Source organism: Streptomyces sp. NPDC051180, from assembly GCF_040689545.1.
Lineage (GTDB): Bacteria > Actinomycetota > Actinomycetes > Streptomycetales > Streptomycetaceae > Streptomyces.
Map to the genome: position 1 here is coordinate 1 of NZ_JBFBBC010000003.1, position 26062 is coordinate 26062.

23 protein-coding genes and 1 tRNA gene are annotated in these 26062 nt (G+C 72.7%); 10 read left to right on the forward strand and 14 right to left on the reverse strand.

The window, feature by feature from the left end:
* Positions 1-153: 153 nt before the first annotated feature.
* Together AB0424_RS06660 and AB0424_RS06665 are read left to right on the forward strand one after the other, a co-directional pair.
* The gene (locus AB0424_RS06660) at positions 154-1116 is read left to right on the forward strand and encodes an ArsA-related P-loop ATPase (protein WP_366302688.1); all 963 of its coding nucleotides are present in this window, start codon (positions 154-156) and stop codon (positions 1114-1116) included.
* A 92-nt stretch (positions 1117-1208) separates the two neighbouring features.
* Positions 1209-2582 carry an ArsA family ATPase gene (locus tag AB0424_RS06665; RefSeq protein WP_366303357.1) on the forward strand — a complete coding sequence of 458 codons (1374 nt, stop codon included), beginning with the start codon at positions 1209-1211 and terminating at the stop codon, positions 2580-2582.
* A gap of 44 nt (positions 2583-2626) precedes the next feature.
* Here the strand turns inward: AB0424_RS06665 and AB0424_RS06670 are convergent, their stop codons facing one another.
* A complete protein-coding gene (locus AB0424_RS06670; protein WP_026058363.1) occupies positions 2627-2971 on the reverse strand; it encodes a WhiB family transcriptional regulator in 345 nt (114 codons plus the stop codon).
* Between the two features lie 616 nt (positions 2972-3587).
* On the opposite strand from AB0424_RS06670, the gene AB0424_RS06675 reads away from it, so the two are divergent.
* Positions 3588-5822, forward strand: coding sequence for a transglycosylase domain-containing protein (locus AB0424_RS06675; protein WP_366302689.1), 2235 nt, complete (start codon positions 3588-3590; stop codon positions 5820-5822).
* Between the two features lie 89 nt (positions 5823-5911).
* Here the strand turns inward: AB0424_RS06675 and AB0424_RS06680 are convergent, their stop codons facing one another.
* Complete coding sequence (locus tag AB0424_RS06680) at positions 5912-6376, reverse strand: GatB/YqeY domain-containing protein (protein WP_366302690.1); 465 nt, start codon at positions 6374-6376, stop codon at positions 5912-5914.
* A gap of 74 nt (positions 6377-6450) precedes the next feature.
* On the opposite strand from AB0424_RS06680, the gene AB0424_RS06685 reads away from it, so the two are divergent.
* From AB0424_RS06685 to AB0424_RS06695, 3 genes are all read left to right on the forward strand, one after another.
* Positions 6451-7389, forward strand: a complete 939-nt coding sequence (locus AB0424_RS06685) for a metallophosphoesterase (protein ID WP_366302691.1) — start codon at positions 6451-6453, stop codon at positions 7387-7389.
* Between the two features lie 132 nt (positions 7390-7521).
* Complete coding sequence (locus AB0424_RS06690; RefSeq protein ID WP_366302692.1) at positions 7522-8145, forward strand: Pr6Pr family membrane protein; 624 nt, start codon at positions 7522-7524, stop codon at positions 8143-8145.
* A gap of 38 nt (positions 8146-8183) precedes the next feature.
* A tRNA-Pro gene (locus tag AB0424_RS06695) sits at positions 8184-8257 on the forward strand.
* 106 nt (positions 8258-8363) lie between these two features.
* Here the strand turns inward: AB0424_RS06695 and AB0424_RS06700 are convergent.
* Positions 8364-9242 carry a glycosyltransferase family 2 protein gene (locus tag AB0424_RS06700; RefSeq protein WP_366302693.1) on the reverse strand — a complete coding sequence of 293 codons (879 nt, stop codon included), beginning with the start codon at positions 9240-9242 and terminating at the stop codon, positions 8364-8366.
* Positions 9243-9453: 211 nt separating this feature from the next.
* Here AB0424_RS06700 and AB0424_RS06705 point away from each other — a divergent pair, with 211 nt between their 5' ends.
* Positions 9454-10629, forward strand: a complete 1176-nt coding sequence (locus tag AB0424_RS06705) for a protein kinase (RefSeq protein ID WP_366302694.1) — start codon at positions 9454-9456, stop codon at positions 10627-10629.
* Positions 10630-10736: 107 nt separating this feature from the next.
* Here AB0424_RS06705 and AB0424_RS06710 read toward each other — a convergent pair whose 3' ends face one another.
* Positions 10737-11018, reverse strand: a complete 282-nt coding sequence (locus tag AB0424_RS06710; RefSeq protein WP_366302695.1) for a hypothetical protein — start codon at positions 11016-11018, stop codon at positions 10737-10739.
* A 180-nt stretch (positions 11019-11198) separates the two neighbouring features.
* Between AB0424_RS06710 and AB0424_RS06715 the strand changes: the two genes are divergently transcribed.
* Positions 11199-13037, forward strand: a complete 1839-nt coding sequence (locus AB0424_RS06715; RefSeq protein ID WP_366302696.1) for an alkyl sulfatase dimerization domain-containing protein — start codon at positions 11199-11201, stop codon at positions 13035-13037.
* A gap of 30 nt (positions 13038-13067) precedes the next feature.
* On the opposite strand, the gene AB0424_RS06720 is transcribed toward AB0424_RS06715, so the two are convergent.
* The 3 genes from AB0424_RS06720 to AB0424_RS06730 form a co-directional block, all read right to left on the reverse strand.
* Positions 13068-14075: a YdcF family protein gene (locus AB0424_RS06720; RefSeq protein ID WP_366302697.1), complete on the reverse strand. Its 1008-nt coding sequence runs from the start codon at positions 14073-14075 to the stop codon at positions 13068-13070.
* Between the two features lie 65 nt (positions 14076-14140).
* The gene (locus AB0424_RS06725) at positions 14141-15532 is read right to left on the reverse strand and encodes a tetratricopeptide repeat protein (RefSeq protein ID WP_366302698.1); all 1392 of its coding nucleotides are present in this window, start codon (positions 15530-15532) and stop codon (positions 14141-14143) included.
* Between the two features lie 191 nt (positions 15533-15723).
* A complete protein-coding gene (locus AB0424_RS06730; RefSeq protein WP_366302699.1) occupies positions 15724-16554 on the reverse strand; it encodes a class I SAM-dependent methyltransferase in 831 nt (276 codons plus the stop codon).
* Between the two features lie 72 nt (positions 16555-16626).
* Here AB0424_RS06730 and AB0424_RS06735 point away from each other — a divergent pair, with 72 nt between their 5' ends.
* Positions 16627-18450 (forward strand): prolyl oligopeptidase family serine peptidase, encoded by a 1824-nt coding sequence (locus tag AB0424_RS06735; protein WP_366302700.1) that lies wholly within the window; start codon positions 16627-16629, stop codon positions 18448-18450.
* Positions 18451-18524: 74 nt separating this feature from the next.
* Positions 18525-19265, forward strand: coding sequence for an SURF1 family protein (locus AB0424_RS06740; RefSeq protein ID WP_366302701.1), 741 nt, complete (start codon positions 18525-18527; stop codon positions 19263-19265).
* Positions 19266-19403: 138 nt separating this feature from the next.
* Here the strand turns inward: AB0424_RS06740 and AB0424_RS06745 are convergent, their stop codons facing one another.
* The 7 genes from AB0424_RS06745 to AB0424_RS06775 form a co-directional block, all read right to left on the reverse strand.
* Positions 19404-20606 carry a hypothetical protein gene (locus tag AB0424_RS06745; RefSeq protein WP_366302702.1) on the reverse strand — a complete coding sequence of 401 codons (1203 nt, stop codon included), beginning with the start codon at positions 20604-20606 and terminating at the stop codon, positions 19404-19406.
* Entirely contained in the window at positions 20603-21349 is a 747-nt protein-coding gene (locus AB0424_RS06750; RefSeq protein ID WP_366302703.1) for a SigE family RNA polymerase sigma factor, read from the reverse strand. The genes AB0424_RS06745 and AB0424_RS06750 overlap by 4 nt, the downstream gene beginning before the upstream one ends.
* Before the next feature lie 264 nt (positions 21350-21613).
* On the reverse strand, positions 21614-22675 hold the full coding sequence (locus tag AB0424_RS06755; RefSeq protein ID WP_366302704.1) for an aspartate-semialdehyde dehydrogenase: 1062 nt from the start codon (positions 22673-22675) through the stop codon (positions 21614-21616).
* Complete coding sequence (locus tag AB0424_RS06760; RefSeq protein WP_366302705.1) at positions 22672-23952, reverse strand: aspartate kinase; 1281 nt, start codon at positions 23950-23952, stop codon at positions 22672-22674. The genes AB0424_RS06755 and AB0424_RS06760 overlap by 4 nt, the downstream gene beginning before the upstream one ends.
* A 115-nt stretch (positions 23953-24067) precedes the next feature.
* Positions 24068-24730, reverse strand: coding sequence for a DUF5063 domain-containing protein (locus tag AB0424_RS06765; RefSeq protein ID WP_366302706.1), 663 nt, complete (start codon positions 24728-24730; stop codon positions 24068-24070).
* Between the two features lie 56 nt (positions 24731-24786).
* On the reverse strand, positions 24787-25386 hold the full coding sequence (gene recR / locus AB0424_RS06770; RefSeq protein WP_366302707.1) for a recombination mediator RecR: 600 nt from the start codon (positions 25384-25386) through the stop codon (positions 24787-24789).
* 91 nt (positions 25387-25477) lie between these two features.
* Entirely contained in the window at positions 25478-25813 is a 336-nt protein-coding gene (locus AB0424_RS06775; RefSeq protein WP_015034576.1) for a YbaB/EbfC family nucleoid-associated protein, read from the reverse strand.
* Between the last annotated feature and the right edge of the window lie 249 nt (positions 25814-26062).

Below are 26062 nucleotides of genomic sequence, written 5' to 3' on the forward strand. Positions count from 1 at the left end.
TACGAGCACTTCCACCCGGCACACCGAGAGCACGCACCAGACGCCGCAGGGCCGCCCTTCGGGCAACGAGGGGATTGTGACGACAGGCCCTAGGGGACTTCTCCGGGGCGGGCAGCTGATTGGGCACGGCCGCCAGTGGTTAGGCTCGACAGCGTGAGCAGGCTCCAGGTCGTCAGCGGCAAGGGCGGTACCGGTAAGACGACGGTGGCCGCCGCCCTCGCGCTCGCCCTCGCGACGGAGGGGAAGCGGACCCTCCTCGTCGAGGTCGAAGGCAGGCAGGGCATCGCACAGCTCTTCGAGACGGAGGCCCTTCCGTACGAGGAGCGCAAGATCGCCGTCGCGCCGGGCGGCGGCGAGGTGTACGCGCTGGCGATCGACGCCGAGCGCGCGCTCCTCGACTACCTCCAGATGTTCTACAAACTGGGCAGCGCGGGGCGGGCGCTGAAGAAACTCGGCGCGATCGACTTCGCGACGACAATAGCCCCGGGCGTCCGGGACGTCCTGCTGACCGGCAAGGCGTGCGAGGCGGTCCGGCGGCGCGAGAAGCACGGCGGCCACACCTATGACCACGTGGTCATGGACGCCCCGCCCACCGGCCGCATCACCCGCTTCCTCAACGTCAACGACGAGGTAGCCGGGCTGGCGAGGATCGGCCCGATACACAACCAGGCGCAGGCCGTCATGCGGGTCCTCAAGTCGCCCGAGACGGCGGTCCACCTGGTGACGCTCCTGGAGGAGATGCCGGTCCAGGAGACCGCGGACGGCGTGGCGGAGCTGCGCGCCGCCGAACTCCCGGTGGGCCGGGTCGTGGTGAACATGATCCGTCCGCACGTCCTGGACGGCGCGGCGGTACGGGCAGCCTCCGGCGACCACCGGGAGGCGATCGCGCGCACCCTGGCCTCCGTCGGCGTGGCCGGCGGCACGCGGCTGGTCGACCCGCTGCTCGACGAGGCGGTCGAGCACGCCCGCCGGGTGGAGCTGGAGCGGGAGCAGCGCGCCGTCCTCGACGGCATCGGCGTCCCCGCGTACGAGCTCCCCTTCCTCGGCGACGGGGCGGACATCGCGGGGCTGTACCGGCTGGCGAAGGAACTGCGGAAGCAAGGAGTGGGCGCGTGACGGAGCAGGCTGCCGGCGGTCTCGACACCGCGTCCGCCGCGACGGGGCCCGACCCGGCCACCGCCGCCCAGGGGCTCGACTCCGTCCCCGTCCTGGAGCTCGACCCGCTGATCGACGACCCGGGCACCCGCATCATCGTCTGCTGCGGCGCGGGCGGTGTCGGCAAGACGACCACGGCGGCGGCCCTGGGCGTCCGGGCTGCGGAGCGGGGCCGGCGGGTCGTCGTCCTCACCATCGACCCGGCCCGGCGCCTGGCGCAGTCGATGGGCATCGACTCCCTCGACAACACGCCCCGCGAGGTCGACGGGATCAAGGGCTCCGACGGCGGCCGCCTGCACGCGATGATGCTCGACATGAAGCGGACCTTCGACGAGATCGTCGAGGCCCACGCCGACCCCGACCGGGCGCGGGCGATCCTGGAGAACCCCTTCTACCAGTCCCTGTCGGCCGGGTTCGCCGGTACGCAGGAGTACATGGCGATGGAGAAGCTGGGCCAGCTGCGGGCCCGCGACGAGTGGGACCTGATCGTCGTCGACACCCCGCCGTCCCGGTCCGCCCTGGACTTCCTGGACGCGCCGAAGCGGCTCGGGTCCTTCCTGGACGGGAAGTTCATCAAGCTGCTCATGGCCCCGGCGAAGGTGGGCGGCCGGGCCGGGATGAAGTTCCTCAACGTCGGCATGTCGATGATGACGGGCACCCTCGGGAAGCTGCTGGGGGGTCAGTTCCTCAAGGACGTGCAGACGTTCGTGGCGGCGATGGACACGATGTTCGGCGGGTTCCGGACCCGCGCGGACGCCACGTACAAGCTGCTCCAGGCGCCGGGCACGGCCTTCCTCGTGGTCGCCACGCCGGAGCGGGACGCGCTGCGCGAGGCGGCGTACTTCGTGGAGCGGCTGGCGGCCGAGGACATGCCGCTGGCGGGCCTCGTCCTCAACCGCGTCCACGGCAGCGGGGCCGCCCGGCTGTCGGCCGAGCGGGCGCGGGCCGCCGCGGAAAATCTTGACGAGCGGCGCATTGTGGATCAGGGGGGCGGGAAAGCTGAACTGCGTGGCTCCCCGGCCACCGAGCCCGAGCCGTCCGATCTCGCCACCGCCGCCGCAACGCCCGTATCCGAGGCTGCCCCCACAGCCGAACCGGCCGCACAGCACGACGACGAAGACGCACCCCTGGACGCACCGTCGGAAGCCGACACACGGTCGGCCGTGGAAGCACGGCCGGTCGTGGAGACGCGCCCGGACGGGGACGCGGAGACCGACGTACGCCGGCTCACCGCGGGACTGCTGCGCCTGCATGCCGAGCGCATGCGGGTGCTCGCGCGCGAGCAGCGCACGCGCGACCGCTTCACCGCGCTCCACCCCGAGGTGGCGGTGGCCGAAGTGGCGGCCCTGCCCGGCGATGTGCACGACCTCGCCGGGCTGCGGGCCATCGGTGACCGGCTCACGGCCGGGCGGATGCCCTCGGCCTGAGCGGTGTCCCCGCCTCCGTACCGCTGTCGCGTACGGGCCGGGGTCTAGCCGACCGCCGCGTACGCCTCGTACGTCGCGTCGTCCTCCATCGCGACGGGCAGCAGGCCCGCGCCACGCTCGTACTCCGTCCGCGCGGTCTCCAGGAGCCGGCGCCACGAGGTGACGGTCGGCCTCCTGCGCAGCAGGGCACGGCGCTCGCGCTCCGTCATGCCGCCCCACACGCCGAACTCCACGCGGTTGTCGAGGGCGTCGGCGAGGCACTCGGTCCGCACCGGGCATCCGGTGCACACCGCTTTGGCCCTGTTCTGCGCCGCTCCCTGCACGAATAGTTCATCCGGATCGGTAGTGCGGCAGGCCGCCTGCGCACTCCAGTCAGCTACCCAGCCCATACCGGCGCCGTCCTCTCCCGAATCGAGGCTCCCCCACGGCGACAGCGGCATATTCACCGCTGCCAGTTGGGACGTTACGGAAGGCGGGGACAGCGCAACACCCCCTTCGGGCCCAATCTTGGATGGCCCGAACGGACTATGCGTGCGCGTCAGATCACCCAGGGGAGTGATCGAAGGACATGCGTGTCATAGAGGACATATCGCGCAGATACGCCCTTCCTCGACGGGGCCACTTCGGGCACCGTGTGACGCATGAGCCTGAATCGGACACGAGCTTCCCGTGTTTCGGGGTCACGGGAATTCATACCGATGTCACGCAGGGGTCTTGATGCGAAACCCCACTGCTGTGACAGTTGTGAGCAGCTTAGGCCAAGGCATATACGCGTGTCCGGCGAATGAGAACGTAGGCGCCGGACACCGCCGTGCCACCGAGCCCGGGGCCCGGGACGCCCGCTCGCGGCGCGGCGGCGCCGCCTCGTCGAGCACCGTGATCGCGCGCCGATCCGCCTGTGGCCTCCGGGCCCCGCCCCGTTCGGATGTCACGGTCTGGTACTCGAACGCTCCGAGAGGCCCCCGCTCCTGCGGAACGCTCATCACGACGGATTAGGCTGCCCCCATGGCAAAGAAGCGCTCGGGCGGTGGTCTGACCGGGACCCAGCAGGCCGCCAAGTTCCTCGGTGTCAGTGTGCTCTCCGGAGCCGTGCTGGCGGGCATCGCCCTGCCCGCGGCCGGGGCACTCGGACTCGCCGCGAAGGGCACGGTCGAGGGGTTCGACGAGATCCCGTCCAACCTGAAGACCCCGCCGCTGAGTCAGCGCACCACGATCCTCGACGCCGACGGCGGAGTCATCGCCACGGTGTACTCCCGGGACCGGAAGGTCGTGCCGCTGGACAAGATCTCCCCGTACATGCAGAAGGCGATCGTCGCGATCGAGGACGGCCGCTTCTACGAGCACGGGGCGATCGACCTCAAGGGCGTGCTGCGCGCGATCAACCGCAACGCGCAGTCGGGCGGTGTCGCGCAGGGCGCGTCCACCCTCACGCAGCAGTACGTGAAGAACGTCTTCGTCGAGGAGGCCGGTGACGACCCCGAGAAGGTCGCCCAGGCCACCCAGCAGACCATCGGCCGCAAGGTCCGCGAGCTGAAGTTCGCGATCCAGGTCGAGGAGGAGCTGGGCAAGAAGAAGATCCTGGAGAACTACCTCAACATCACGTTCTTCGGGCAGCAGGCGTACGGCATCGAGGCCGCCTCCCAGCGGTACTTCTCCAAGCCGGCCGCCAAGCTGAGCCTGGGCGAGGCGGCGATGATGGCCGGACTCGTCCAGTCGCCGAGCCGCTACGACCCGATCAACGACATCCAGGAAGCCACCAAGCGCCGCAACGTGGTCCTCCAGCGGATGGCCGACGTGAAGGACATCAGCCAGGCCGAGGCGGACGAGGCGAAGGCCGCTCCGCTCAAGCTGAAGGTGAAGACGCCGAAGAACGGCTGCATCACCGCCGTCAGCGGCGCCGGCTTCTTCTGCGACTACGTCCGCAAGACGATCCTCACCGACCCGGTCTTCGGCAAGACGACCGAGGAGCGGCAGAAGCTGTGGAACCTGGGTGGTCTCACCATCAGGACCACGCTCGACCCGCGCGCCCAGGCCGCCGCCAACGAGGCCGCCATCGCGAAGATCAACAAGGACGACCCGGTCGCCGCCTCGGTGGTGCAGGTGCAGCCCAAGACCGGCCGCATCCTGTCGATGGGCCAGTCCCGCCCGTACGGCCTGGACCAGAAGCAGCACCAGACCACGCTCAACCTCGCCGTCGGCAGCAAGATGGGCGGCACGACGTACGGCTTCCAGGTCGGCTCGACCTTCAAGCCGATCACCGCAGCGGCGGCGCTGGAGAAGGGCCTGAGCCCGGCGCAGAGCTTCGACACGCCCGCGCAGATCAACCTCTCGGAGAGCGACTTCACCCGCTGCGACGGCAAGCCCGCGGGGTACGCGAACTGGGAGGTGAACAACGAGGTCGAGTCGGAGAAGGGCATGTACGACATGACCAGCGCGCTCGGCAAGTCCATCAACACCTACTTCGCCAAGCTGGAGCAGATGGCCGGCCTCTGCGAGACGCTGACCATGGCGAAGAACGTCGGCTACGAGCGCGAGCTGGGCAAGCCGGTCAAGCAGAGCCCCTCCATCACCCTCGGCAGCATCGAGAGCACCCCGCTCGACATGGCGGCCGTCTACGCGACCTTCGCCAACCGGGGCATGTACTGCACCCCGGTCGCCATCGAGTCGATCAAGGCCGCCAACGGCGACAAGCTGAACGTGCCGCAGACCAAGTGCTCGCGCGCCATGAGCGACCGGACCGCCGACACGATCAACCAGATGCTGAAGGGCGTCGTCGAGGACGGCACCGGTACGAAGGCCGGCCTCAGCGACCGCGACAACGCGGGCAAGACCGGTACGACCAACGACCGCAAGGACGCCTGGTTCGTCGGCTACACGCCGAACCTGTCCACCGCCGTCTGGGTCGGTGACGACGTCGGCGAGAAGCAGTCGATGTACCGCATCACCATCGGCGGCGAGTACTACGACAAGGTCTGCGGCGGCTGCCTCCCCGGCCCGATCTGGAAGATCGCGATGACCGGCGCCCTGAACGCCGGCGAGACGCCGGGCTTCACCCCCGTCGCCGTCCCGCGCGCCCAGGCGCCGAAGGACCCGGAGAAGGGCGACGAGGGCCCGAACAAGCCGCGCAAGCCCCGCGACGGCAAGCCGGGCGACGGCGACCCGGCCAACCCGTTCCCCGGCATCACGATCCCGCCGGAGATGCTGGGTCAGGGACGCGGCGCGGGCCGCGGAACCCACTGACACACCGACACGCGTGAGGGCGCCCCACCTGGTGGGGCGCCCTCACGCGTTCTCGGGTCGGCGGCCGGCGGACGCCGGCGCATCGCGGATCAGCCCGCGAGCAGCTTCTTCACGGAGGCGGCGACACGGCCGCCGTCGGCCTGGCCGGCCACCTTCGGGTTCACGATCTTCATGACGGCGCCCATGGCCCGCGGCCCCTCGGCACCCGCCGCACGCGCCTCCTCGACGGCCTCGGCGACGATGCCGTCGAGCTCCTCGTCGCTGAGCTGGCTGGGCAGGTACGCGTCCAGGAGGACGCCTTCCGCCCGCTCCCGCTCGGCGGACTCGGGGCGGCCGCCCTGCGCGAAGGCGTCCGCGGCCTCACGGCGCTTCTTCGCCTCCTTGGCGATCACCTTCTGCACCTCGTCGTCGGAGAGTTCGCGCTTCGTCTTGCCCGCGACCTCCTCCTTCGTGATGGCGGTGATGGTCAGCCGCAGGGTCGAGGAACGCAGTTCGTCGCGCTCCCTGATCGCGGCGTTGAGGTCGGCCTTGAGCTTCTCCTTGAGCGTGGTCATGGGGACAAGTGTGGCAGGTGCGGCGCCCCACCCGCCCGCGCATTTCCACCGCGCGGGTCTGCGACGATGGGGGGATGCGCGCACGGTACGGGATGCCCCTGAAGGTCACGGCCGGACTCGCGGCGACGGCCGCGGCCGGAATCGTCTACGCGGCCGGGATCGAGGCACGCTCGTTCCGGCTGCGCCGTGTGACGGTCCCGGTCCTCCCACCCGGCATGCGCGACCTGCGGGTCCTCCAGGTCTCCGACATCCACATGGTCCGCGGGCAGAACAAGAAGCGGGCCTGGCTCCAGTCGCTCGCGGGCCTCCGCCCCGACTTCGTCGTCAACACCGGCGACAACCTCTCCGACACCGAGGCCGTGCCGGATGTCCTCGACGCGCTCGGCCCGCTGATGGAGTTCCCCGGCGTCTACGTCTTCGGCTCCAACGACTACTACGGGCCCCGGCTGCGCAACCCCGCCCTGTACCTCATGGAGAAGGTCCAGGGCCGCCACGGGCTCAACGGCAACGCGCCCGTCGTCGGCGCCGTCCACAACCCGTGGCAGCCCATGCGCGACGCCTTCGACGACGCGGGCTGGGTCAACCTCACCAACACCCGCGGCCGGCTGAAGCTCCCCGGCGTCGAGCTCGCCTTCACCGGCCTCGACGACCCGCACATCAAGCGCGACCGCTACGAGCGGGTGGCCGGCGGCCCCGACACCTCGGCCGACTTCTCGGTGGGCGTGGTCCACGCCCCGTACCTGCGCTCGCTCGACGCCTTCACGGCCGACGGGTACGAGCTGATCCTCGCCGGACACACCCACGGCGGGCAGCTCTGCATCCCCTTCTACGGGGCGCTCGTCACCAACTGCGACCTCGACACGGACCGGGTGAAGGGGCTCTCCACCCACACGGTCGCCGACCGCACCTCCTACCTCCACGTCTCCGCCGGATGCGGCACCAACCGGTTCACTCCGGTCCGCTTCGCCTGCCCGCCCGAGGTCACCCTGCTCACCCTGACCGCGCGCGCCTGACCGCCTACGGTGGGGCCATGCTCACGCCCCGCCCCGCGGCCGTGCCGGCCTCCGCCGTCCTGCCCCCCCGCCCCGCGCCGGCCGTACGCCGCGGCCTTCCGGGGGCTGATCGCCCTCGCCGCCGCGACGGGCGTGGTCATCGAGTGCGTCGTCGGCGACGTGCTCGTCGTCCTGAGCTTCTTCACCGTCTGGACCAACATGCTGGTCGCCCTGGCCCTGAGCTGGGGCGCCGTCCGGGCCTGGACCCGCCGCCCGCCGCTGCCCGCGCTGTGGACCGGCGGGGTCCTGCTCTGCATCACGGTGGTCGGCCTCGTCTTCCACCTCGTGCTCGACAACCCGGCGAGCTCCTTCGACCAGGCCGCCGAGATCGCCCGCCTCACCGGCGCGCGGGCCGTCGCCAACCAGCTCCTCCACACCGTGACCCCGCTCGGCACGGCCCTGGACTTCCTCCTGCTCACCGCGCCCGGCGCCCTCCGGTGGCGGCACGCCGCCCAGTGGCTCGCGGTCCCCGCGCTCTACCTCGCCTTCGCCCTGGTCCGCGGCGCGCTGCTCTCCCCCGGGGCCCCCGCCCGCTACCCCTACCCCTTCGTCGACGTCGCCGTCCACGGCTACGCCGGCGTCCTCGTCAACGTCCTCGTCCTCGGCACGGCCTTCTTCCTGCTCGGCCTCGCCATCGTCGGCCTGGACCGCATCCGACCTGCGCCGCCGTCCCCCGAATACCGGATTTCGCCTGAGCGCGCGCGTGGGCTAAAGTAATCGATGTCGCCGCGACGTGAAGAACAGAGCAGCGACATCGGGGTGTAGCGCAGCTTGGCAGCGCGCTTCGTTCGGGACGAAGAGGTCGTGGGTTCAAATCCCGCCACCCCGACAGCCGTAACACCAGGTGAGGCCGGTACTGATTCCAGTACCGGCCTCACCTGTTTGCGTGGGCCTCGGGGGGCTTCACGGGAAGCCCACCCCCGAGGGGACCCGGGCTAGATGATCGGGGGGCGGCCGAGGCGGGTCATGCGGCGGACGGTGCTCCAGCGCATGGGGCGGCGGGGCCCGCAGGGGCGGCGGACTCCCTCGGCGAAGCCGCCGAACCAGGCCGCGAGGCCGGGCAGGGAGCGGGTGCGGGCCAGCGTGAGCAGGGTCCAGACGCCGAGGTAGACGGGGACGAGGAGCGCCGGGAGGTTGCGCTTGGCGAGCCAGACGCGGTTGCGGGCGGTCATCCGGTGGTAGACGGCGTGCCGGGCCGGGCTGGTCCTGGGGTGCTGGAGCAGGAGCTCGGGGGCGTAGACGACCTTCCAGCCCGCGTCGAGGGCGCGCCAGGCGAGGTCGGTCTCCTCGTGGGTGAAGAAGAAGTCCTCGGGCCAGCCGCCGATGCCGTCGAGCATCCGCATCGACAGGCCGTGGCCGCCGCCGAGGAAGGTCGTCACCTCGCCGCCGCGCATCGGGTCCTTCGCGCCGAGGCGGGGGACGTGCCGGCGCTGCGTCTCGCCGGTCTCGTCGGCGATGCGGAAGGAGACGACGCCCAGGTCGGGGTCGGCCTCGTACAGGTCGGCGAGGCGGCTGAGGACGTCGGTGTCGACGAGGAGGCCGTCGTCGTCGAGGTCGACCACCACGTCCACGTCGCCGAAGGCCCGCAGCGTCTCGATCGCCACGTTCCGGCCGCCCGACACGCCCCGGTTCTCGGGGAGTTCCACCCCGGTCACGCCCTCGGGGAGCTCCGGCAGGGAGCCGGTGCCGTTGCCGACCACGACGACGCGGGCAGCGGGCTCGTCCTGCCCGGCCACGGCGTCGAGCAGCGCCCGCAGCTCGGCGGGGCGCGTGCCCATCGTCAGTACCGCCACACCCGTACGCGGTCGCGCCACGACCCACTCCGTCCCACACAGCCGAACACTCAGGGGCGCGATGCTAGCCGCCCGGCACCACCCGCCGTTCACCCGGTGTGCACCGTGAAGCGGGCCGTTCGTCACGGGGTCCGGGCCCCGGGGAGGGGAGCGCGGCGAGAGCGGGCGGCGGGCGGCTCTACGCTGGTTCCCTTCCGTCGAATTGATCGATTGTCGAAAGGGTGGGCTCCAGGTGCTGGTCGCGGACCGATATCGGCTTCACGTGTGTATCGGCCGGGGCGGCATGGGCGAGGTGTGGCAGGCGACCGACGAGGTGCTGGGCCGGGCCGTGGCCGTGAAGCTGATGCTGGCGCAGGGGACCGACCCCTCCGCCGCCGACCGGTTCCGGCTGGAGGCGCAGACCGCCGCCCGGCTGAGCCATCCGCACGTGGTGGGCGTCTTCGACTTCGGCACGTGGGACGGAAAACTGTTCCTCGTCATGGAGTTGGTCGAGGGGGACAGCCTGGCGGGGAGCCCCTCCGACACGTCGGCGCTGCCGGCCGAGCGGGTCGCGGTGGTCGCCGCGCACGCCGCCGCCGGCCTCGCGGCCGCGCACCGGCAGGGCGTGGTGCACCGGGACATCAAGCCGGGGAACCTGCTGGTCGACGCCGAGGGCACGGTGAAGCTGGCCGACTTCGGCATCGCGCGCTTCGTCGACGACCCGTCGGCGGCGCTCACGACGACGGGTCAGATCGTGGGCACGGGGCTCTACCTGGCGCCCGAGCGGGCGCTGGGACAGCCCGCGTCGCCCGCGTCCGACGTGTACTCGCTGGGCTGCGTGCTCTACCAACTGCTCACCGGCCGGACGCCGTTCCGGGCGGACACGGCAACGGCCCTGCTGTACCAGCACATCGACACCCCGCCGGTGCCGCCGACCCGTCTGGGGGTGGCGCTGCCCCCCGAGTTCGAGTCGTACCTGCTGAGCCTGCTGGCCAAGCAGCCGGAGCAGCGGCCGTCGGCGCAGGCGATCGCCGACTGGTTCTCCTCGGGTGCCTGGCGCTCGTCCCCGCGGCCCGCCCGGGTCCAGGCCCGCCCGCCGCACTCCCGGCACCACGGCGGTGGCCCCGCGGTCGCCGCGGGGCCCGCGCCGACGCACGGGTCGGCGCCCCTGCCGAGTGCCGCGCCGATGCCGGTGCCGGGCACCGGCCCGATGGCGGGCACCGGGTCCCGGCGCGCGGGGTCGTCCCGGCCCTCGACCGGTCCCGTCGCCGCGCGCGTCCCCGCGCCCGCGTCGCGGCGGCGCGAGCGGTCCGGCACGGGGAGCGGGCTCGCGGAGCTGTCCAGACGCAGACCGCGCAAGACGGCGGCGGTCGCCGGGGCCATCGCCTTCGTGGTCTTCCTGATCATCGGCATGGCCTGGCTCTCCTGAGCCGGGCCGGTCACGGGGGGGGGCCGGGGCGTCCCGCGGTGCGGCCGTCGCCCGCGGTGCGGGCGGCGCGCTCGGTGCGGTCGGCGCGCTCGGTGCGGCAGGCGCCCTCAGTACAGCCGGGGCGCCATCACCTGTCCTTCGCCGTCCGTCCCGACGAGCAGCAGGCAGCGGGGGACGCCGGGGCCCGGTGTCGCGCGGATCGACACGGCGGTCGGCGGGTCGGTGGGCAGCTCGACCGGGATGGTGACGGGCCGGTCGTGGTCGGCCTGGGCGTGGCCGGTCTCCTTGCCGTCGACGAGGACCTCGACGACGGGGCTGTGACCGGTCTGGACGGTCGCGGAGACCGAGTGCCCGAGATAGTCGATGTGGAAGTGGTGGCGTGCCCTCATGGGCCACCTCCGTGCCGCCGGAGTGGGACGCGTACCTCCAGAGTAAGCAGACCGCGTGCGGTCCGCCGCCCGCCGCCGGGCCCCGCCGCGCTCCCCGGGCTCCGCGTGCGGCCGAGGGGCGCCGGTGGTCAGATGGACCGGTACGCCGACCGGCGCCCGCGCGGAACGGAGCTCCCGCAGATGAGCGAATCCCTGCCCTCCTTCGAGGACGAGACCGACTTCGAGAACGCGGACCGGGGCTTCCTCGGCGCCCTCGTCCCCGGTGTGGTGACGGCCGGCGACGGCAGCGTGGTCTGGGACAACGACGGCTACGCCTTCCTCGACGCGGAGTGCCCCGACACCGCGCACCCGAGCCTGTGGCGCCAGGGCCGGCTGAACGCCCGCCAGGGGCTGTACGAGGTCACCGAGGGCATCTACCAGGTCCGGGGGCTCGACCTCTCGAACATGACGCTCGTCGAGGGCGAGCGGGGGGTCGTGGTGATCGACCCGCTGATCTCCGTGGAGACGGCGGAGGCCGCCCTCGCGCTCTACCGGGAGCACCGCGGCGCCCGGCCGGTCACCGCGGTGATCTACACGCACTCGCACGGCGACCACTTCGGCGGGGTCCGGGGCGTCCTGCCGCACGGCGCCGAGGAGGGCGTGCCGATCCTGGCGCCCGCCGGGTTCCTGGAGCACGCGGTCAGCGAGAACGTGTACGCGGGCACCGCGATGACCCGGCGGGCGAGCTACATGTACGGCGTCGGACTGCCGAAGTCGCCGGCCGGCCAGATCGGCGTCGGCCTCGGCCAGGCCACCTCGACCGGCACGATCAGCCTGATCCCGCCGACGGTGGACATCACGGAGACCGGGCAGGAGGAGACGGTCGACGGCGTGCGGATCGTCTTCCAGCTGACGCCGGGCACCGAGGCGCCGGCCGAGATGAACTTCCTCTTCCCCGACCACCGCGCGCTGTGCCTGGCGGAGAACGCCACGCACACCCTGCACAACGTGCTGACCCTGCGCGGCGCGGTCGTCCGCGACGCCCGGATCTGGGCCCACTACCTGGACGAGGCGATCGAGTTCTTCCACGGGCGCTACGACGTCGCCTTCGCCTCGCACCACTGGCCCACCTGGGGCCACGACGCGGTGGTGGAGTTCCTCGCCGGGCAGCGCGACCTCTACGCGTACCTGCACGACCAGACGCTCCGCCTGCTGAACGAGGGGCACACCGGCGTCGAGATCGCCGAGCTGATCGAGCTGCCGCCGGCGCTGGCGAGGGCCTGGCACGGCCGCGGCTACTACGGCTCGCTCAGCCACAACACGAAGGCGATCTACCAGCGCTACCTCGGCTGGTACGACGGGAACCCCGCCCACCTGTGGGAGCACCCGCCGGTGGAACTCGCCCGGCGGTACGTGGAGGTGGCCGGCGGCGCCGCCGAGGCCCTGGCCAAGGCACGGAGGTACCTCGAGGACGGCGATCTGCGCTTCGCCGCGACCCTCCTCGACCACGTGGTCTTCGCCGACCCGGGCGACGAGGAGGCGAAGGCGGCGCTGGCCGGGGTGTACGAGCGCCTCGGGTACGGCGCCGAGAACGCGACCTGGCGGAACTTCTACCTGCGCGGCGCCCAGGAGCTCCGCGAGGGCGTCACGGGCGAGATGGTCGACACGACCAACCCCGAGATGGCGATGGCCCTCACCGTCCCCATGCTGCTCGACTCGGTCGCCATCTCGATCGACGGCCCGCGCGCCTGGGACGACGACCTGACGATCGACCTGGTCCTGACGGACGGCCCCACCGGCGCGGGTGAGCGGCGGCGCCTGACCCTGCACAACGGCGCCCTCACCCACCGGGTGGTCGCCGAGCCCCGGACGCCCGCGGGGCTCGCCCTGACCCTGGGCAAGGTCCAGCTGCTCGGCCTCCTGGCCGGGCGGGACCTCCAGGAGCTCGGGGTCGGCGTGGAGGGCGATCCGGCGCTGCTCGGCCGCCTCTTCTCGTACGTGACGAGGTCCGAGCCCCGCTTCCCGATCGTGACCCCGTGAGGAGACCCCGATGAACCGGACGGGCCGCTCTCAGCGCACCGCCCACGCCAGGATCCCGAACAGGACCAGCGTCAGGCAGATCCCGATGTTCACCACCTTGTACTGGAGGAAGACCGCGACGAACTCGCGGAGGGTGGCCGACGGCCAGAAGTAGGCGGCGGTCGGCGAGCCGACGACCTGGCCGTCGACACCGGCCCGGCGGGCCGACAGGGCGGCCCGGAAGGCGTGGAAGTTGTTGGTGACGATCACGCACGAGGAGCCCGGCCGGTCCCGCTCCATCAGCTCCTTGCTGAAGAGCATGTTCTCCTCGGTCGTCCGCGAGCGGTCCTCGCGCACGACCGCCCCGGCCGGGAAGCCGCGCTCGACCAGGTAGTCGGCCATCGCGTGGGACTCGGGCAGCTCCTCGTCGGGGCCCTGCCCGCCCGAGGCGATGAGGACGGGCGTGTCCCCGCCGCGGGCGGCCAGCGTCTCGTACACCTCCCTGCCCCGCTCCAGGCGGCTCGCCAGGAGCGGCGGCACGCTCCGGCCGCCGATCAGTCCGGAGCCGAGGACCACGACGTAGTCGGCGTCGGGGCGGAGCCGCATCCGGCCGTAGAGGTAGGCGTAGCCCACGAAGCAGAGGAAGAGGAACGAGACGTAGGCCAGCACGAGCAGGGTGGTGCCCACGAGGACGCCGAGGACCGGTGAGCGGGTGAGGGCCGCCGCGATCGCGAGGCCCATCACGGCGAACATGCCGAGGCCGGCGAGGAGCGTGAGCAGGTTGGCGGGGCTCCGGCCCTCCCTGCGGACCATCTTCACGCCGTTCGCGCAGAGCAGCCCGGCCAGGACCACCGGACCGATGCCGAGCGCGAGGAGCAGGACGATCATCACGGTCTCGGCGACGCCGGGCGGGGCGTCGTCGATCCCCGCCAGGAGCCCGATGCCGAAGGAGGTGACGGCGAGGCCGAGGTACACGGCGTTGCCGAAGCGGCGGCGGTCGCGCAGCACGCCGACCCCGAAGAGCAGCAGGAAGACGGCGGCCGGGACGAAGGCGAACATCCCGACATCGTAGACATGCTCGGCGACGACGCCCGGTGTCCCGCCGGCCGGGACGGGCAGGGGCGTCACGCCTCGCCCGCCAGCCCGAACAGACCGCGTCGCGCGCCCTCTTCGTACGCGCTCCTCAGCTCCGGATCGTCCAGCAGGGACCGGAGGGACGGCTCGCCCCGCCGGCGGGTCGCCGCACAGTGCTCCGCCGGCCGGTACGCGGAGTCGAAGACCGAGGCGCGCAGCAGGTCCACCGCGCCGAGGAGATGGGCTGCCGCGGTACGGCGGCCGCTCATCGCCCGCAGCTGCGCGAGGATTTCCGCCGCGCAGGCCGCGCCCACCGAGGAGCCGAGCCGCAGGTGCTCCCGCAGGGCCCGCCGGGCGTACTCCGCGCCGCGCTCCTGCTCCCCCTCCCAGGCGGCCAGTTCGGCCTGCACCTGGAACGCCCAGGCGTCGGCGAACAGATCGCGGCCCGCCCAGGCCCGCCGGCTCTCCCGGTCCAGATCGCTCTGGTCGAGCGCCTCCTGCGCGGCCTCCGGGTCGGTACGGCACAGGGCGAGCGCCAGGCCCACCCAGCAGGCCCGCCGGGTCGGCCCGAACTCCGGGTGCTCCTCCGTCAGGGCCAGCGCGTCGCGGAACTCGGCCGCCGCCGCGCGCGTGCGCCCCTGGTGGAGGGCGGTCGCGCCGCGCAGATGGGCGAGGAGCGCCAGGCACCGCTCGTCCCCGTCGCGTACGGCCGCCGCCCACGCCTGGGCCAGGAGCGGATCGGCGTCCTCGGGCCGGCCCGACTCCAGCTCCAGGAAGGCGGCGAGCCACAGACCGCGGGCGGGCGCCGGGCCCGAGTGCAGGCTGAGGGCGTGCCGCAGCCGGGTGCGGCCCTCGGCGGTCCGCCCGCAGGCCACCCACAGGAACCACAGGGAGACCGCGATCTCGACGGAGGTGTCGGCCTCGGCGCTCGGCGACAGCGGCGCGGTCGTCGGGTCCATCGCGGCGGCCAGATCGGGGAGTTCCCGCAGCGCGAGGTCCCGTGCGTCGAGCTGCCTGCCCCGCTGCCACCACTCGGCGGCCCGCCGCGCGAGCTTCACGCACCACCGGCGGTGGTGCAGCACGACGGCCCAGCGGTCGCCGCGGGCGGTGAGCCGGCGGGCGCCGACCGCCCGCATCGGGTGCGGCATCCAGTAGCGCGGCAGGCCGTCCTCGCCGTCGAAGAGGTCGTCGACGGGCAGGAGCGCGAGCGGGGCCAGCCGGTCGAGGACGGCCTGGATCTCGCCGGCGGGCAGGGTGCCGGAGGCGCAGACCTCACGGACGGCGTCCCGGCCGAAGGCGCCCTCGAAGACGGACAGCCGCTCCCACAGGAGCTGTTCGGCCGGGTCGCAGCTCGCGTAGCCGCGCTCGGCGGCGGCGAGCTGGTCGAGGCCGACGGGCTCGCCCCACAGCACCTCGGTCTCCGGTGATTCTCCAGCCCACATGTGCCCAGCCCCCCGTGCCCTCCTCCGTCCCTCCTCTGCGGCCGAGGACGGATGCCCCGGAAATCGTCGACCGGGGAGGTACATGCATACCGGGGAATCCGTCCGGGGAGAAGCCGGTCCGTCACCGATCCACGCACGGCGCCCGCCGGCAGGCCGGGGCAGCCGGCGGCATCCGGGGCGGGCGTCCTGTCTCAGGCGGGGCGGGACGCCTTGACCGAGTACATGAGCGGGATGCGGGGACGGTCCGCGGGGAAGCGGTAGTAGCCGTCGTCGTGGCGCTGGAGGGCGCCGTAGCGCGGGAACAGCGACGCGTCGTGCTCGTGCAGGAACTCGATCCGCAGCCCCGCCCTCGCGAGCGCCGTGACGACCTCGCCCACCGGGTGCACCCACTCCACGCTGCGGTTGTGGACGGTCGCGGCGTCGAGCTCGGCGTAGGTCCCCGGCGTGGTGTCCACCCACGGCTCGCGGACGAAGTAGTCGTGCACGACCCGGCTGCCCGTCTCGTCGTCGAGCGAGTCGGTCAGCGGGTGGAACTCGGCCACGTAGAGGAAGCCGCCCGGAGCGACGAGCGAGGCGGCGGTCTCCGCCCAGCGGTCGATGTCCGGGAGCCAGCACAGCGCCCCGCTGCCGGTGTAGACGATGTCGTAGGCGCGGTCCGGGACGGCCTCCGCGGCGTCGTACGCGTCGGCGGCGACGAAGGCGGCCCGGTCCTGCGACAGGCCCAGGTCGGCGGCGAGCGAGCGGGCCGTCTCCACGGCGGGCTCGGAGAAGTCCAGGCCCACGACGCGGGAGGCGCCGTGGCGGGCCCAGGAGAGCGTGTCGAGGCCGATGTGGCACTGGAGGTGCAGCAGGGAGCGTCCGGTGACGTCGCCGACCTCCGCGAGCTCGAAGTCGCGCAGGGCGTCCTTGCCCGCGCGGAAGGCGTCGAGGTCGTAGAACGCGCTGGCCGCGTGGATCGGGACGCGCTCGTCCCAGCGCGCGCGGTTGGCCTCGAGCCAGTCGTCGGGGGTCGGAGAGTACATGTCGGCGAGGTTATCCACAGGCCGCGGAGGACGCGACCCGAATTGTCGCCGGCCCGGAGCATCATGGGTGCCATGACTGAGAGCAAGAACGACGGGCCCACCGACCGGACCCCCGCCTGGGAGCAGCGCTTCCGCGCCCCGCGCGTCTCCCTGCCCGAGTGGGCCGAGGAGGCGCCGGACCGCTGCCTCTTCGTCTCCAACGCGACGGGGACGTACGAGCTGTACGCCTGGGACCGGGCGACCGGCACGCAGCGCCAGGTCACCGACCGGCCGAACGGCACGACGGACGGCACGCTGTCCCCGGACGGCGCGTGGATCTGGTGGTTCGCGGACACCGACGGCGACGAGTTCGGCGTGTGGATGCGTCAGCCCTTCGCCGGCGGTCCGGACGAGCCCGCCGTGCCCGCCCTCGCCGCGTCCTACCCGGCCGGCCTGGCGATCGGCCGGGACGGCACGCTCGTGGTGGGCCGCTCCACCGACGAGGACGGCTCGACGCTCCACCTCCTGCGCCCCGGGGCCGACGCCCCGGTCGAGATCTACCGGCACCGGGAGTCCGCCGGGGTCGGCGACCTCTCGTACGACGGCTCGCTGGTCGTCGTCGAGCACACCGAGCACGGCGACGCGATGCACTCGGCGCTGCGGGTGCTGCGCGCCTCGGACGCGGGCGTGCTGGCCGAGCTCGACGACACCAAGGGCGGCACGGAGGAGCTGGGGCTCACCGTCCTGGGCTTCGCCCCGGTGGCCGGGGACACCCGGCTGCTCGTCGGCCACCAGCGCCGCGGCCGCTGGGAGCCGATGCTCTGGGACGTGGCGGCGGGCACCGAGACCGACCTCCGTCTCGACCTGCCGGGCGACGTGTCGGCCGAGTGGTACCCGGACGGCTCCGGCCTGCTGATCGTGCACAGCTACGAGGCCCGCAGCGAGCTCTGGCGGTACGAGATCGCCACCGGCGCCCTGGTCCGGGTGGAGACCCCGGCCGGCTCGGTGTCGAGCGCGACGGCCCGGCCCGACGGCAGCGTCGAGTACCTGTGGTCCTCGGCCGCCCGGCCGCCGGTGGTGCGCTCCACGGCCGGCGGCGTCGTCCTCGACCCGCCCGGCCCCGAGGCACCCGCGTCGGTCCCGGTGGAGGACGTGTGGGTGGACGGCCCCGGCGGCCGGGTCCACGCGCTCGTGCAGCGCCCGGCCGAGGGCGAGGGCCCCTTCCCGACGGTCTTCGAGGTGCACGGCGGTCCGACCTGGCACGACAGCGACGCCTTCGCGTCGGGCCCGGCCGCCTGGGTGGACCACGGATACGCGGTGGTCCGGGTCAACTACCGGGGCTCGACCGGATACGGCCGGGAGTGGACCGACGCGCTCAAGCACCGCGTCGGCCTGATCGAGCTGGAGGACATCGCGGCGGTCCGCGCGTGGGCGGTGGAGAGCGGTCTCGCCGACCCGTCGCGCCTGGTCCTCTCGGGCGGTTCGTGGGGCGGCTACCTCACCCTCCTCGGCCTGGGCACCCAGCCCGACGACTGGGCGGTCGGCCTGGCGGCGGTCCCGGTCGCGGACTACGTCACGGCGTACGAGGACGAGATGGAAGCCCTCAAGGCGCTCGACCGGACCCTGCTCGGCGGCTCGCCGGAGGAGGTGCCCGAGCGGTACGCGGCCTCGTCGCCGCTGACCTACGTCGACGCGGTCAAGGCCCCGGTGCACGTGTCGGCCGGTGTCAACGACCCGCGCTGCCCGATCCGCCAGATCGACAACTACGTGGACCGCCTCGCGGCCCGGGGCGCGGTCCACGAGGTCTACCGGTACGACGCGGGGCACGGCTCGCTGGTGGTCGAGGAGCGCATCAAGCAGGTCGCCCTGGACCTGGCCTTCGCCGCGAAGCACCTGGGGGTGCCGGGCCCGGCCTGACCGGACGGCCCGTCGGCCGGTTCCTCGGGGACCCGGCCGACGGGGGACCGGGCCCGCTTGCGTACCGTGGGGGCGTGTACCGGTTCCTGAGAACGCCCCGCTGGTGGGGGATCAACGCCTTCGTCCTGCTCGCGATCCCGTTCTGCGTCTTCATGGGCACCTGGCAGCTCGGGAAGTTCGAGGACCGCGTCGACTCCCATCAGGAGGCCGAGCAGCGGCCCGCCCCGAGCACGCGGAAGGCGGAGCCGCTGGCCGCCCTGCTCCCGGTGGACACCGAGACCTCGGGCCGCACCGCGGAGGCGCGCGGCCGGTTCGGCGAGCAGTTCCTGGTCCCCGACCGCGAGCTGGACGGCCGCTCCGGCGCGTACGTCCTGACGCTGCTGCGGACGGACGGCGGCCGGGCCCTGCCGGTGGTCCGGGGCTGGCTGCCCACGGGCGCGGAGGCCCCCGCCCCGCCGTCCGGCGAGGTCACGGTGGTGGGCGCGCTCCAGGCGTCGGAGACGGCGGGCACGAAGGGCGTCCACACGGCGGGCGGCCTGCCCGAGGGGCAGCTCGGCATGATCAGCGCGGCGTCCCTGGTGAACGTGGTGCAGGACGACGTCTACGACGCCTGGATCACCCTCGTCGACTCCCCCGCCGGCCTGACGCCGGTCCCGGCCGCCGCCGCGGCGGGCACCGGCCTGGACGCGAAGGCGTTCCAGAACCTCGGCTACACGGCGGAGTGGTTCGTCTTCGCGGGCTTCGTCGTCTTCATGTGGTTCCGCCTGGTGCGCCGCGAGGCCGAGGCGTCCCGGGACGAGGCACTGGGCCTGTAGGACCGCCCTGGGGCTGTGGGGCCGCCCTGGTCCTGTGGGGCCGCCCGTTCCGCGGTCCGGGGCCGCGCGGCCCCGGGAGGACCCGGCGGCCCGAGCGGCTTCCCGGGCCCGAAGGGTCCCACGGGGCCGCGACGGCGCTCAGGAGCCGCTCAGGATCCCGGTCCGGTAGATGGTGCCGGCGCAGGCGTTCGCGACGACCGCGGAGGCCGTGGGGCCGCCCGGCTCAGCGGTGTGGCTGACGACGACGCTGCCGTCCGCCGGCCCGTCCTCGCGGAGCAGCTGGGCCGCGACTCCGGCGCCCGCCTCCGAGCCCGCGCCCGCCTCGGCGCCGGTGCCCGGCCCCGTACCGGTGCCGCCTGCTCCCCCGCCCGAGGTGGGCGTGGGGTTGGCGGTGGTGGGGGGCGGCTCCGTCGGCGGCGGCGTGGTCGGCTGCTCGGTCGGGGTGGTCGGCGTCGGCGTCGGGGTGGTCCCGGTCGTCGGGCAGGTCTCGCTGGGCACCCAGACGAACCGCACCTCGTAGGAGCCGTTCGGCTTCAGCAGGAGCGAGGACGACTCCTGCGAGGGGTCCGGCAGGCCGCTGCCGCCGTCGCCCGAGGTGTGCCGGACCACCGAGATCCGCCCCGGGTCGGCCGCTCCCCTGGCCTCGAATCCGACGACCCCGCTGCCGTCGACGACGCAGCTCGCGGCCGAGACGTTGGCGATGCGGAAGGTGCCGTGGACCCGGCCCTCGCCATTCGGGCCGTCGGCGCCCTCGCCGGTGACGCCGAGCTGGTCGGCGGTGCAGGGCGGGGCTGAGCCGTTCGCGTCCTGGGTCTGGCGGGGCCCTCCGTCGGCGCCCGCGGCGGCGGCCCTGCCGGCGGTGCCTTCGTCGGCGCCCTGGCTCGGCGAGACGCTGCCCGCCGGGGGCTTGGATCCCTGGCCGCCCGCGCCGCCGCTCTCGGCGGCGGTGCCGCCCTGGGCGTCCTCGCCGTGGCCGGCGTTCACGGGGTTCGCGGCGGACAGCCCGCCCGAGGAGGCGACGTGCACGAAGGCGGGGACGGCGGTGCCGATGAGGACCGCGGCGGCGCAGGCGCCGACGAACGCCTGGCGCTTGCGGGCGCGGCGCGCGGGCACGGCGCGCCGCAGGTGCTCCAGGGAGCCCGCGGACGGCTCCAGGCCGGAGACCGCGCCCTGGAAGAGCCGCCGCAGCGCGAGTTCGTCGTCGCCGTCGCCCTCGCCGGGCCCGGGCTCGATGTTCACCATGCGCTGTCCACTCACGTTGTCGCGTTCGTCCGGGGCGGCGTGCTCCTCGGGAGCGTCACCGCCGTCCTCACCGGGCGTCCTGCCGGGGGTCTCGGTCATGCCGTCGCTCCCATCGCGACGCGCAGCGCGGCGATGCCCCGCGAGCCGTACGCCTTCACCGAGCCCAGGGAGATCCCCAGCGTCTCGGCGACCTGAGCCTCGGTCATGTCGGAGAAGTAGCGCAGGGCGAGCACCTCGCGCTGGCGGCGCTGGAGTCCGCGCATCGCCTTGATGAGGTCCTCGCGCTCCAGCTGCTCGTACGCCCCTTCCTCCGCGCTGGCCATGTCCGGCATGGGCTTGGACAGCAGCTTGAGGCCGAGGATGCGGCGGCGCAGCGCGGACCGGGAGAGGTTCACGACGGTCTGGCGGAGGTACGCCAGGGTCTTCTCGGGCTCGCGGACGCGCTTGCGGGCCGAGTGGACGCGGATGAACGCCTCCTGGACGACGTCCTCGCAGGATGCGGTGTCGTCGAGGAGGAGCGCGGCGAGTCCGAGCAGCGACCGGTAGTGGGCGCGGTAGGTCTCGGTGAGGTGGTCGACGGTGGTGCCGGCGGCCGCTTCGGTGCTCGTGCGGGGCGACGGGATGGCGTCGATCCCCGTGGCGCGGGGTGCTGTGGGCACGGGGGCGATCACCGGCATCCCGCCGAGCGCGCGCGGCCGCCTGAACGGGCGGGCCGCGGGGCCGCGTACGGGTCCGATGGCGCTGCCCCGGACGGGCAGCACGGCGGTGCTCCGCACGGGGAGCACGGCTGTGCCCGCGCCGCGGAGCGGAGCGATGGTCGCGATGTCGAGTACCTCTGCCACGCATGTTGGACACGCGTCCCCCCGACAGGGTTGTACGCGTACGCCACCCTTTTTGACGGCGAGTCGTTTGTCCTCATGCCTAACCGTTCTCCCCCTGTGCCCCGCTTTCACAGCGTGCTCCGCGCCACACAGCTGTGGGTGCACGCGAAGACGCCTCCACCCCGGCCGTTGGTTGCGACAGGGGGGAAAAGCATCCTCGTCCACGGCATCACCGCAGTTCAAGAGGGATCTGACGGCTATTTGCTCACAGGACGTTCACAGATCCTACAAAGCCGTGACAACCGATTCCGCGATCTGAAGGGCGTTCAGGGCGGCCCCCTTGCGCAGGTTGTCGGCGCAGACGAAGAAGTCGAGCGCGCGCTCGTCGTCCATGGAGCGCCGGACCCGTCCGACCCAGGCGGGGTCGGTGCCGACGACGTCGGCGGGGGTGGGGAAGTCGCCGGCCGCGGGGTCGTCGTACAGCACGACGCCGGGCGAGGTCGCGAGGACCTCGTGCGCCCGTCCGACCGGCACGGGGTGCTCGAAGCGGGCGTGCACGGAGACCGAGTGTCCGGTCACGACGGGCACGCGGACGCAGGTGGCGGCGACCCGCAGTCCGGGCAGGCCGAGGATCCTGCGGGTCTCGTCCCGGACGTGCTCCTCCTCCGAGGAGGCCCCGTCGGCGCCGGCCGTGCCCGACCAGGGCAGGACGTTGAGCGCGAGGGGGCCGGGGAAGGGGCCGTTGTTGTCCTCGCCGACGGCCCGGCGTACGTCGCCGGGGTGGGTGCCCAGGTCTCCGGCGTCGGCCACCAGGCCGAGCTGGGCGCGGAGCACCTCGATGCCGGCCTGTCCCGCGCCGGCGCCGGACGCGGCCTGCTGGGCGGTGACGACCAGTTCGGTGAGCCCGAACTCGGCGTGCAGGGTGCCCACGGCGACGATCAGCGCGAGGGTGGTCGAGCCGGGGCTCGCGACGATGCCCCGGGGGCGTACGCGCGCGGCGTGCGGGTTGGTCTCGGGGACCACCAGGGGGACGTCGGGATCGGCCCGGAAGGCCGCGGAGGTGTCCACGACGACGACGCCCTTGGCGGCGGCGATGGGCGCCCACTGCGCCGCGACCGCCTCGGGCGCGAGGAAGAGCGCCAGGTCGACGCCGTCGAGGGACTCCTCGTCGAGCGCGAGGATCTCGCACTCCTCCCCGCGCACGGCGGCCTTGCGGCCGGCCGAGCGCGGGGAGGCGAGGAGGCGTATCTCGCCCCAGACGTCCGCGTGGTGCGTGAGCATCTGGAGCATCACCGAGCCGACGGCTCCGGTCGCACCGACGACCGCGAGCGTCGGCTTCGGGGTCATCGGCCGGTGCCTCCGTAGACCACGGCCTCGTCCGAGTCGCTGTCCAGACCGAAGGCGGTGTGGACGGCGCGCACGGCCTCGTTGACGTCGTCGGCGCGGGTGACGACCGAGATGCGGATCTCGGAGGTCGAGATGAGCTCGATGTTCACGCCCGCGTCGGACAGCGCGCGGAAGAAGTCCGCGGTGACGCCCGGGTTGGTCTTCATGCCGGCGCCGACCAGGGAGATCTTGCCGATCTGGTCGTCGTAGCGCAGGGAGTCGAAGCCGATCGCGCTCTTCGCCTTCTCCAGGGCGTCGATGGCCTTGCGGCCCTCGGCCTTGGGGAGGGTGAAGGAGATGTCCGTGAGGCCGGTGGAGGCGGCGGACACGTTCTGCACGATCATGTCGATGTTGATCTCGGCGTCCGCGACGGCGCGGAAGATGGCCGCGGCCTCGCCCGGCTTGTCCGGCACGCCGACGACGGTGATCTTCGCCTCCGAGGTGTCGTGGGCGACACCCGAGATGATGGCCTGCTCCACCTTCTGGTCCTTTGCGTCGGAGAGCGGTTCGTTGCTGACCCACGTGCCCTGCAGCCCCGAGAAGGACGAGCGGACGTGGATCGGGATGTTGTAGCGGCGCGCGTACTCGACGCAGCGGTGCAGCAGCACCTTGGAGCCGGAGGCGGCGAGCTCCAGCATGTCCTCGAAGGAGATCCAGTCGATCTTCTTCGCCTTCTTCACCACGCGCGGGTCGGCGGTGAAGACGCCGTCGACGTCGGTGTAGATCTCGCAGACCTCGGCGTCGAGCGCGGCGGCGAGCGCCACGGCCGTGGTGTCCGAGCCGCCGCGGCCGAGGGTGGTGATGTCCTTCTTGTCCTGGGACACGCCCTGGAAGCCGGCGACGATGGCGATGTTGCCCTCGTCGAGGGCGGTGCGGATCCGGCCCGGCGTGACATCGATGATGCGCGCCTTGTTGTGGACCGAGTCGGTGATGACACCGGCCTGGCTGCCCGTGAACGACTGGGCCTCGTGGCCCAGGTTTTTGATCGCCATGGCCAGCAGGGCCATGGAGATCCGCTCCCCGGCGGTCAGCAGCATGTCGAACTCTCGCCCGGCAGGGATCGGGGATACCTGCTCGGCGAGATCGATCAGCTCGTCCGTCGTGTCGCCCATCGCGGAAACCACGACGACCACCTGGTGGCCGTTCTTCTTGGCGTCCACGATCCGCTTGGCGACGCGCTTGATGCCTTCGGCATCGGCAACGGAGGAGCCTCCGTACTTCTGCACGACAAGGCCCACGTGCGCTCCTCGCTCAGTGTGTGCCGCAGCCGGCGCTGCGATCGGCTCAGTCTAACGAGCGACCCGGAAACACCGGCTTGATATCACATCCTGAGATGTGCTGCTCGGAGAGTGATCAGCTCTTCAGCGTGCGCAGGCCGAGCGGGGTGGCGATCTCCTCCAGCATCACGCGGCCCGCCTCCTCGGCGAGGTCGTCCTCGGTGAGGTCCTCGTCGGTGTCCAGCCCGTCGAGGGCGGCCAGCGGCTGGTCGAGGCGGACGTGGGCGACGAGGGACTGGAGGGCGCGGAGGGTGGCCGAGGCCGTCGGGCCCCAGTTGGAGAAGTACGAGAACTGCCACCACCAGAGCGCCTCGCTGGTGCGGCCGGCCCGGTAGTGGGCCAGGCCGTGCCGGAGGTCGGTGACGATGTCCGCCAGGTTGTCCGAGATGCGGGCCGGGACCGGGGCCTTGCGCGGCTCGTACGGGTCGAAGACCTCCGAGAAGACGTCGACCGGGTCCAGCATCACCGCGAACCGCTCGCGCAGCTCGTCGACGTCCGGCTCGGGACCCGTGTCCGGCTCGTAGCGCTCGTCCGGGACGATGTCCTCGTGCGCGCCCAGCCGGCCGCCCGCCAGGAGCAGCTGGGAGATCTCCAGGAGCAGGAAGGGCACCGCGCTGTCCGGCTCGTCGCCCTTGGCGACCTCGGTCGTCGCGACGATGAAGCTCTCGATCGAGTCGGAGATCTGGACCGCGAAGTCGTCGGGGTCCTGCGTGACGGAGTGCAGTGTGGCGTCAGACATCGAGCTGCCTTCCTCGAAGCACAAGTCGGAGCACACGGGCCCGGGCCCGGTCGTCGTCATACATCTAGCAGCCTCCGTCCCTCGAAGGCACGGCCGAGGGTGACCTCGTCGGCGTACTCCAGGTCGCCGCCGACGGGCAGACCGCTCGCGAGCCGGGTCACCTTCAGCCCCATGGGCTTGATCATCCGCGCCAGGTACGTCGCGGTGGCCTCGCCCTCCAGGTTCGGGTCGGTCGCGAGGATCAGCTCGGTGACGGCCCCGTCCGCGAGCCGCGCCAGGAGTTCGCGGATCCGCAGGTCGTCGGGCCCGACGCCCTCGATCGGGCTGATCGCGCCGCCCAGGACGTGGTACCGGCCCCGGAACTCGCGCGTCCGCTCGATCGCCACGACGTCCTTCGGCTCCTCGACCACGCAGATGACGGTGAGGTCGCGCCGCGGGTCCCGGCAGATGTTGCACTGCTCCTGCTGCGCCACGTTGCCGCAGACCTCGCAGAACCGGACCTTCTCCTTGACCTCCAGGAGCGCGTGCGCGAGCCGGCGGACGTCCGTCGGCTCGGCCTGGAGGATGTGGAAGGCGATCCGCTGCGCGCTCTTGGGACCGACCCCGGGCAGCCTGCCCAGTTCGTCGATGAGCTCCTGAACCACGCCTTCGTACACGGAACGCCCTTCCAGGGGGAGTGCTTGTTTCTTACGGTAGTGGCTGAAAGCGAGCCTTAGAAGCCCGTCGCGGCCACCGGGAAGACGGGCCTCAGAAGCCCAGGCCCGGCATGCCGCCCATGCCCTGCGCCAGCGGGCCCAGCTTGGCCTGCTGGAGCTGCTGCGCGTTGTCGTTGGCGGCCTGCACCGCGGCGACGATCAGGTCGGCCAGCGTCTCGGTGTCCTCCGGGTCGACCGCCTTCGGGTCGATCACCAGGCCGCGCAGCTCGCCGGAGCCCGTGACGGTCGCCTTCACGAGGCCGCCGCCCGCCTGGCCGTCGACCTCGGTCGCCGCCAGCTCCTGCTGCGCCCGGGCGAGGTCCTGCTGCATCTTCTGGGCCTGCTGGAGAAGCTGCTGCATGTTGGGCTGGCCACCACCGGGGATCACGGTCACTCCTGAGGGTCGGTACGTCCGTATGTGTCGGTACGCCGAGCCTACGTGCTCGCCGCCCGCCCTGCCTCCATCACTCTTTCGGGTGAGAAACTGCGGCCTCCTCTACCTGATCAACACCCTCTTGCGGACGGAAATCCCGGGATTCCGGGCCCACCGCCCACCATTCGGCGGTAGGAAGGGCAGGCACCACGTGCACCGCACGTCACAGAAGGACATGAGCGCTGAGCTGAACAGAGGAGTCCC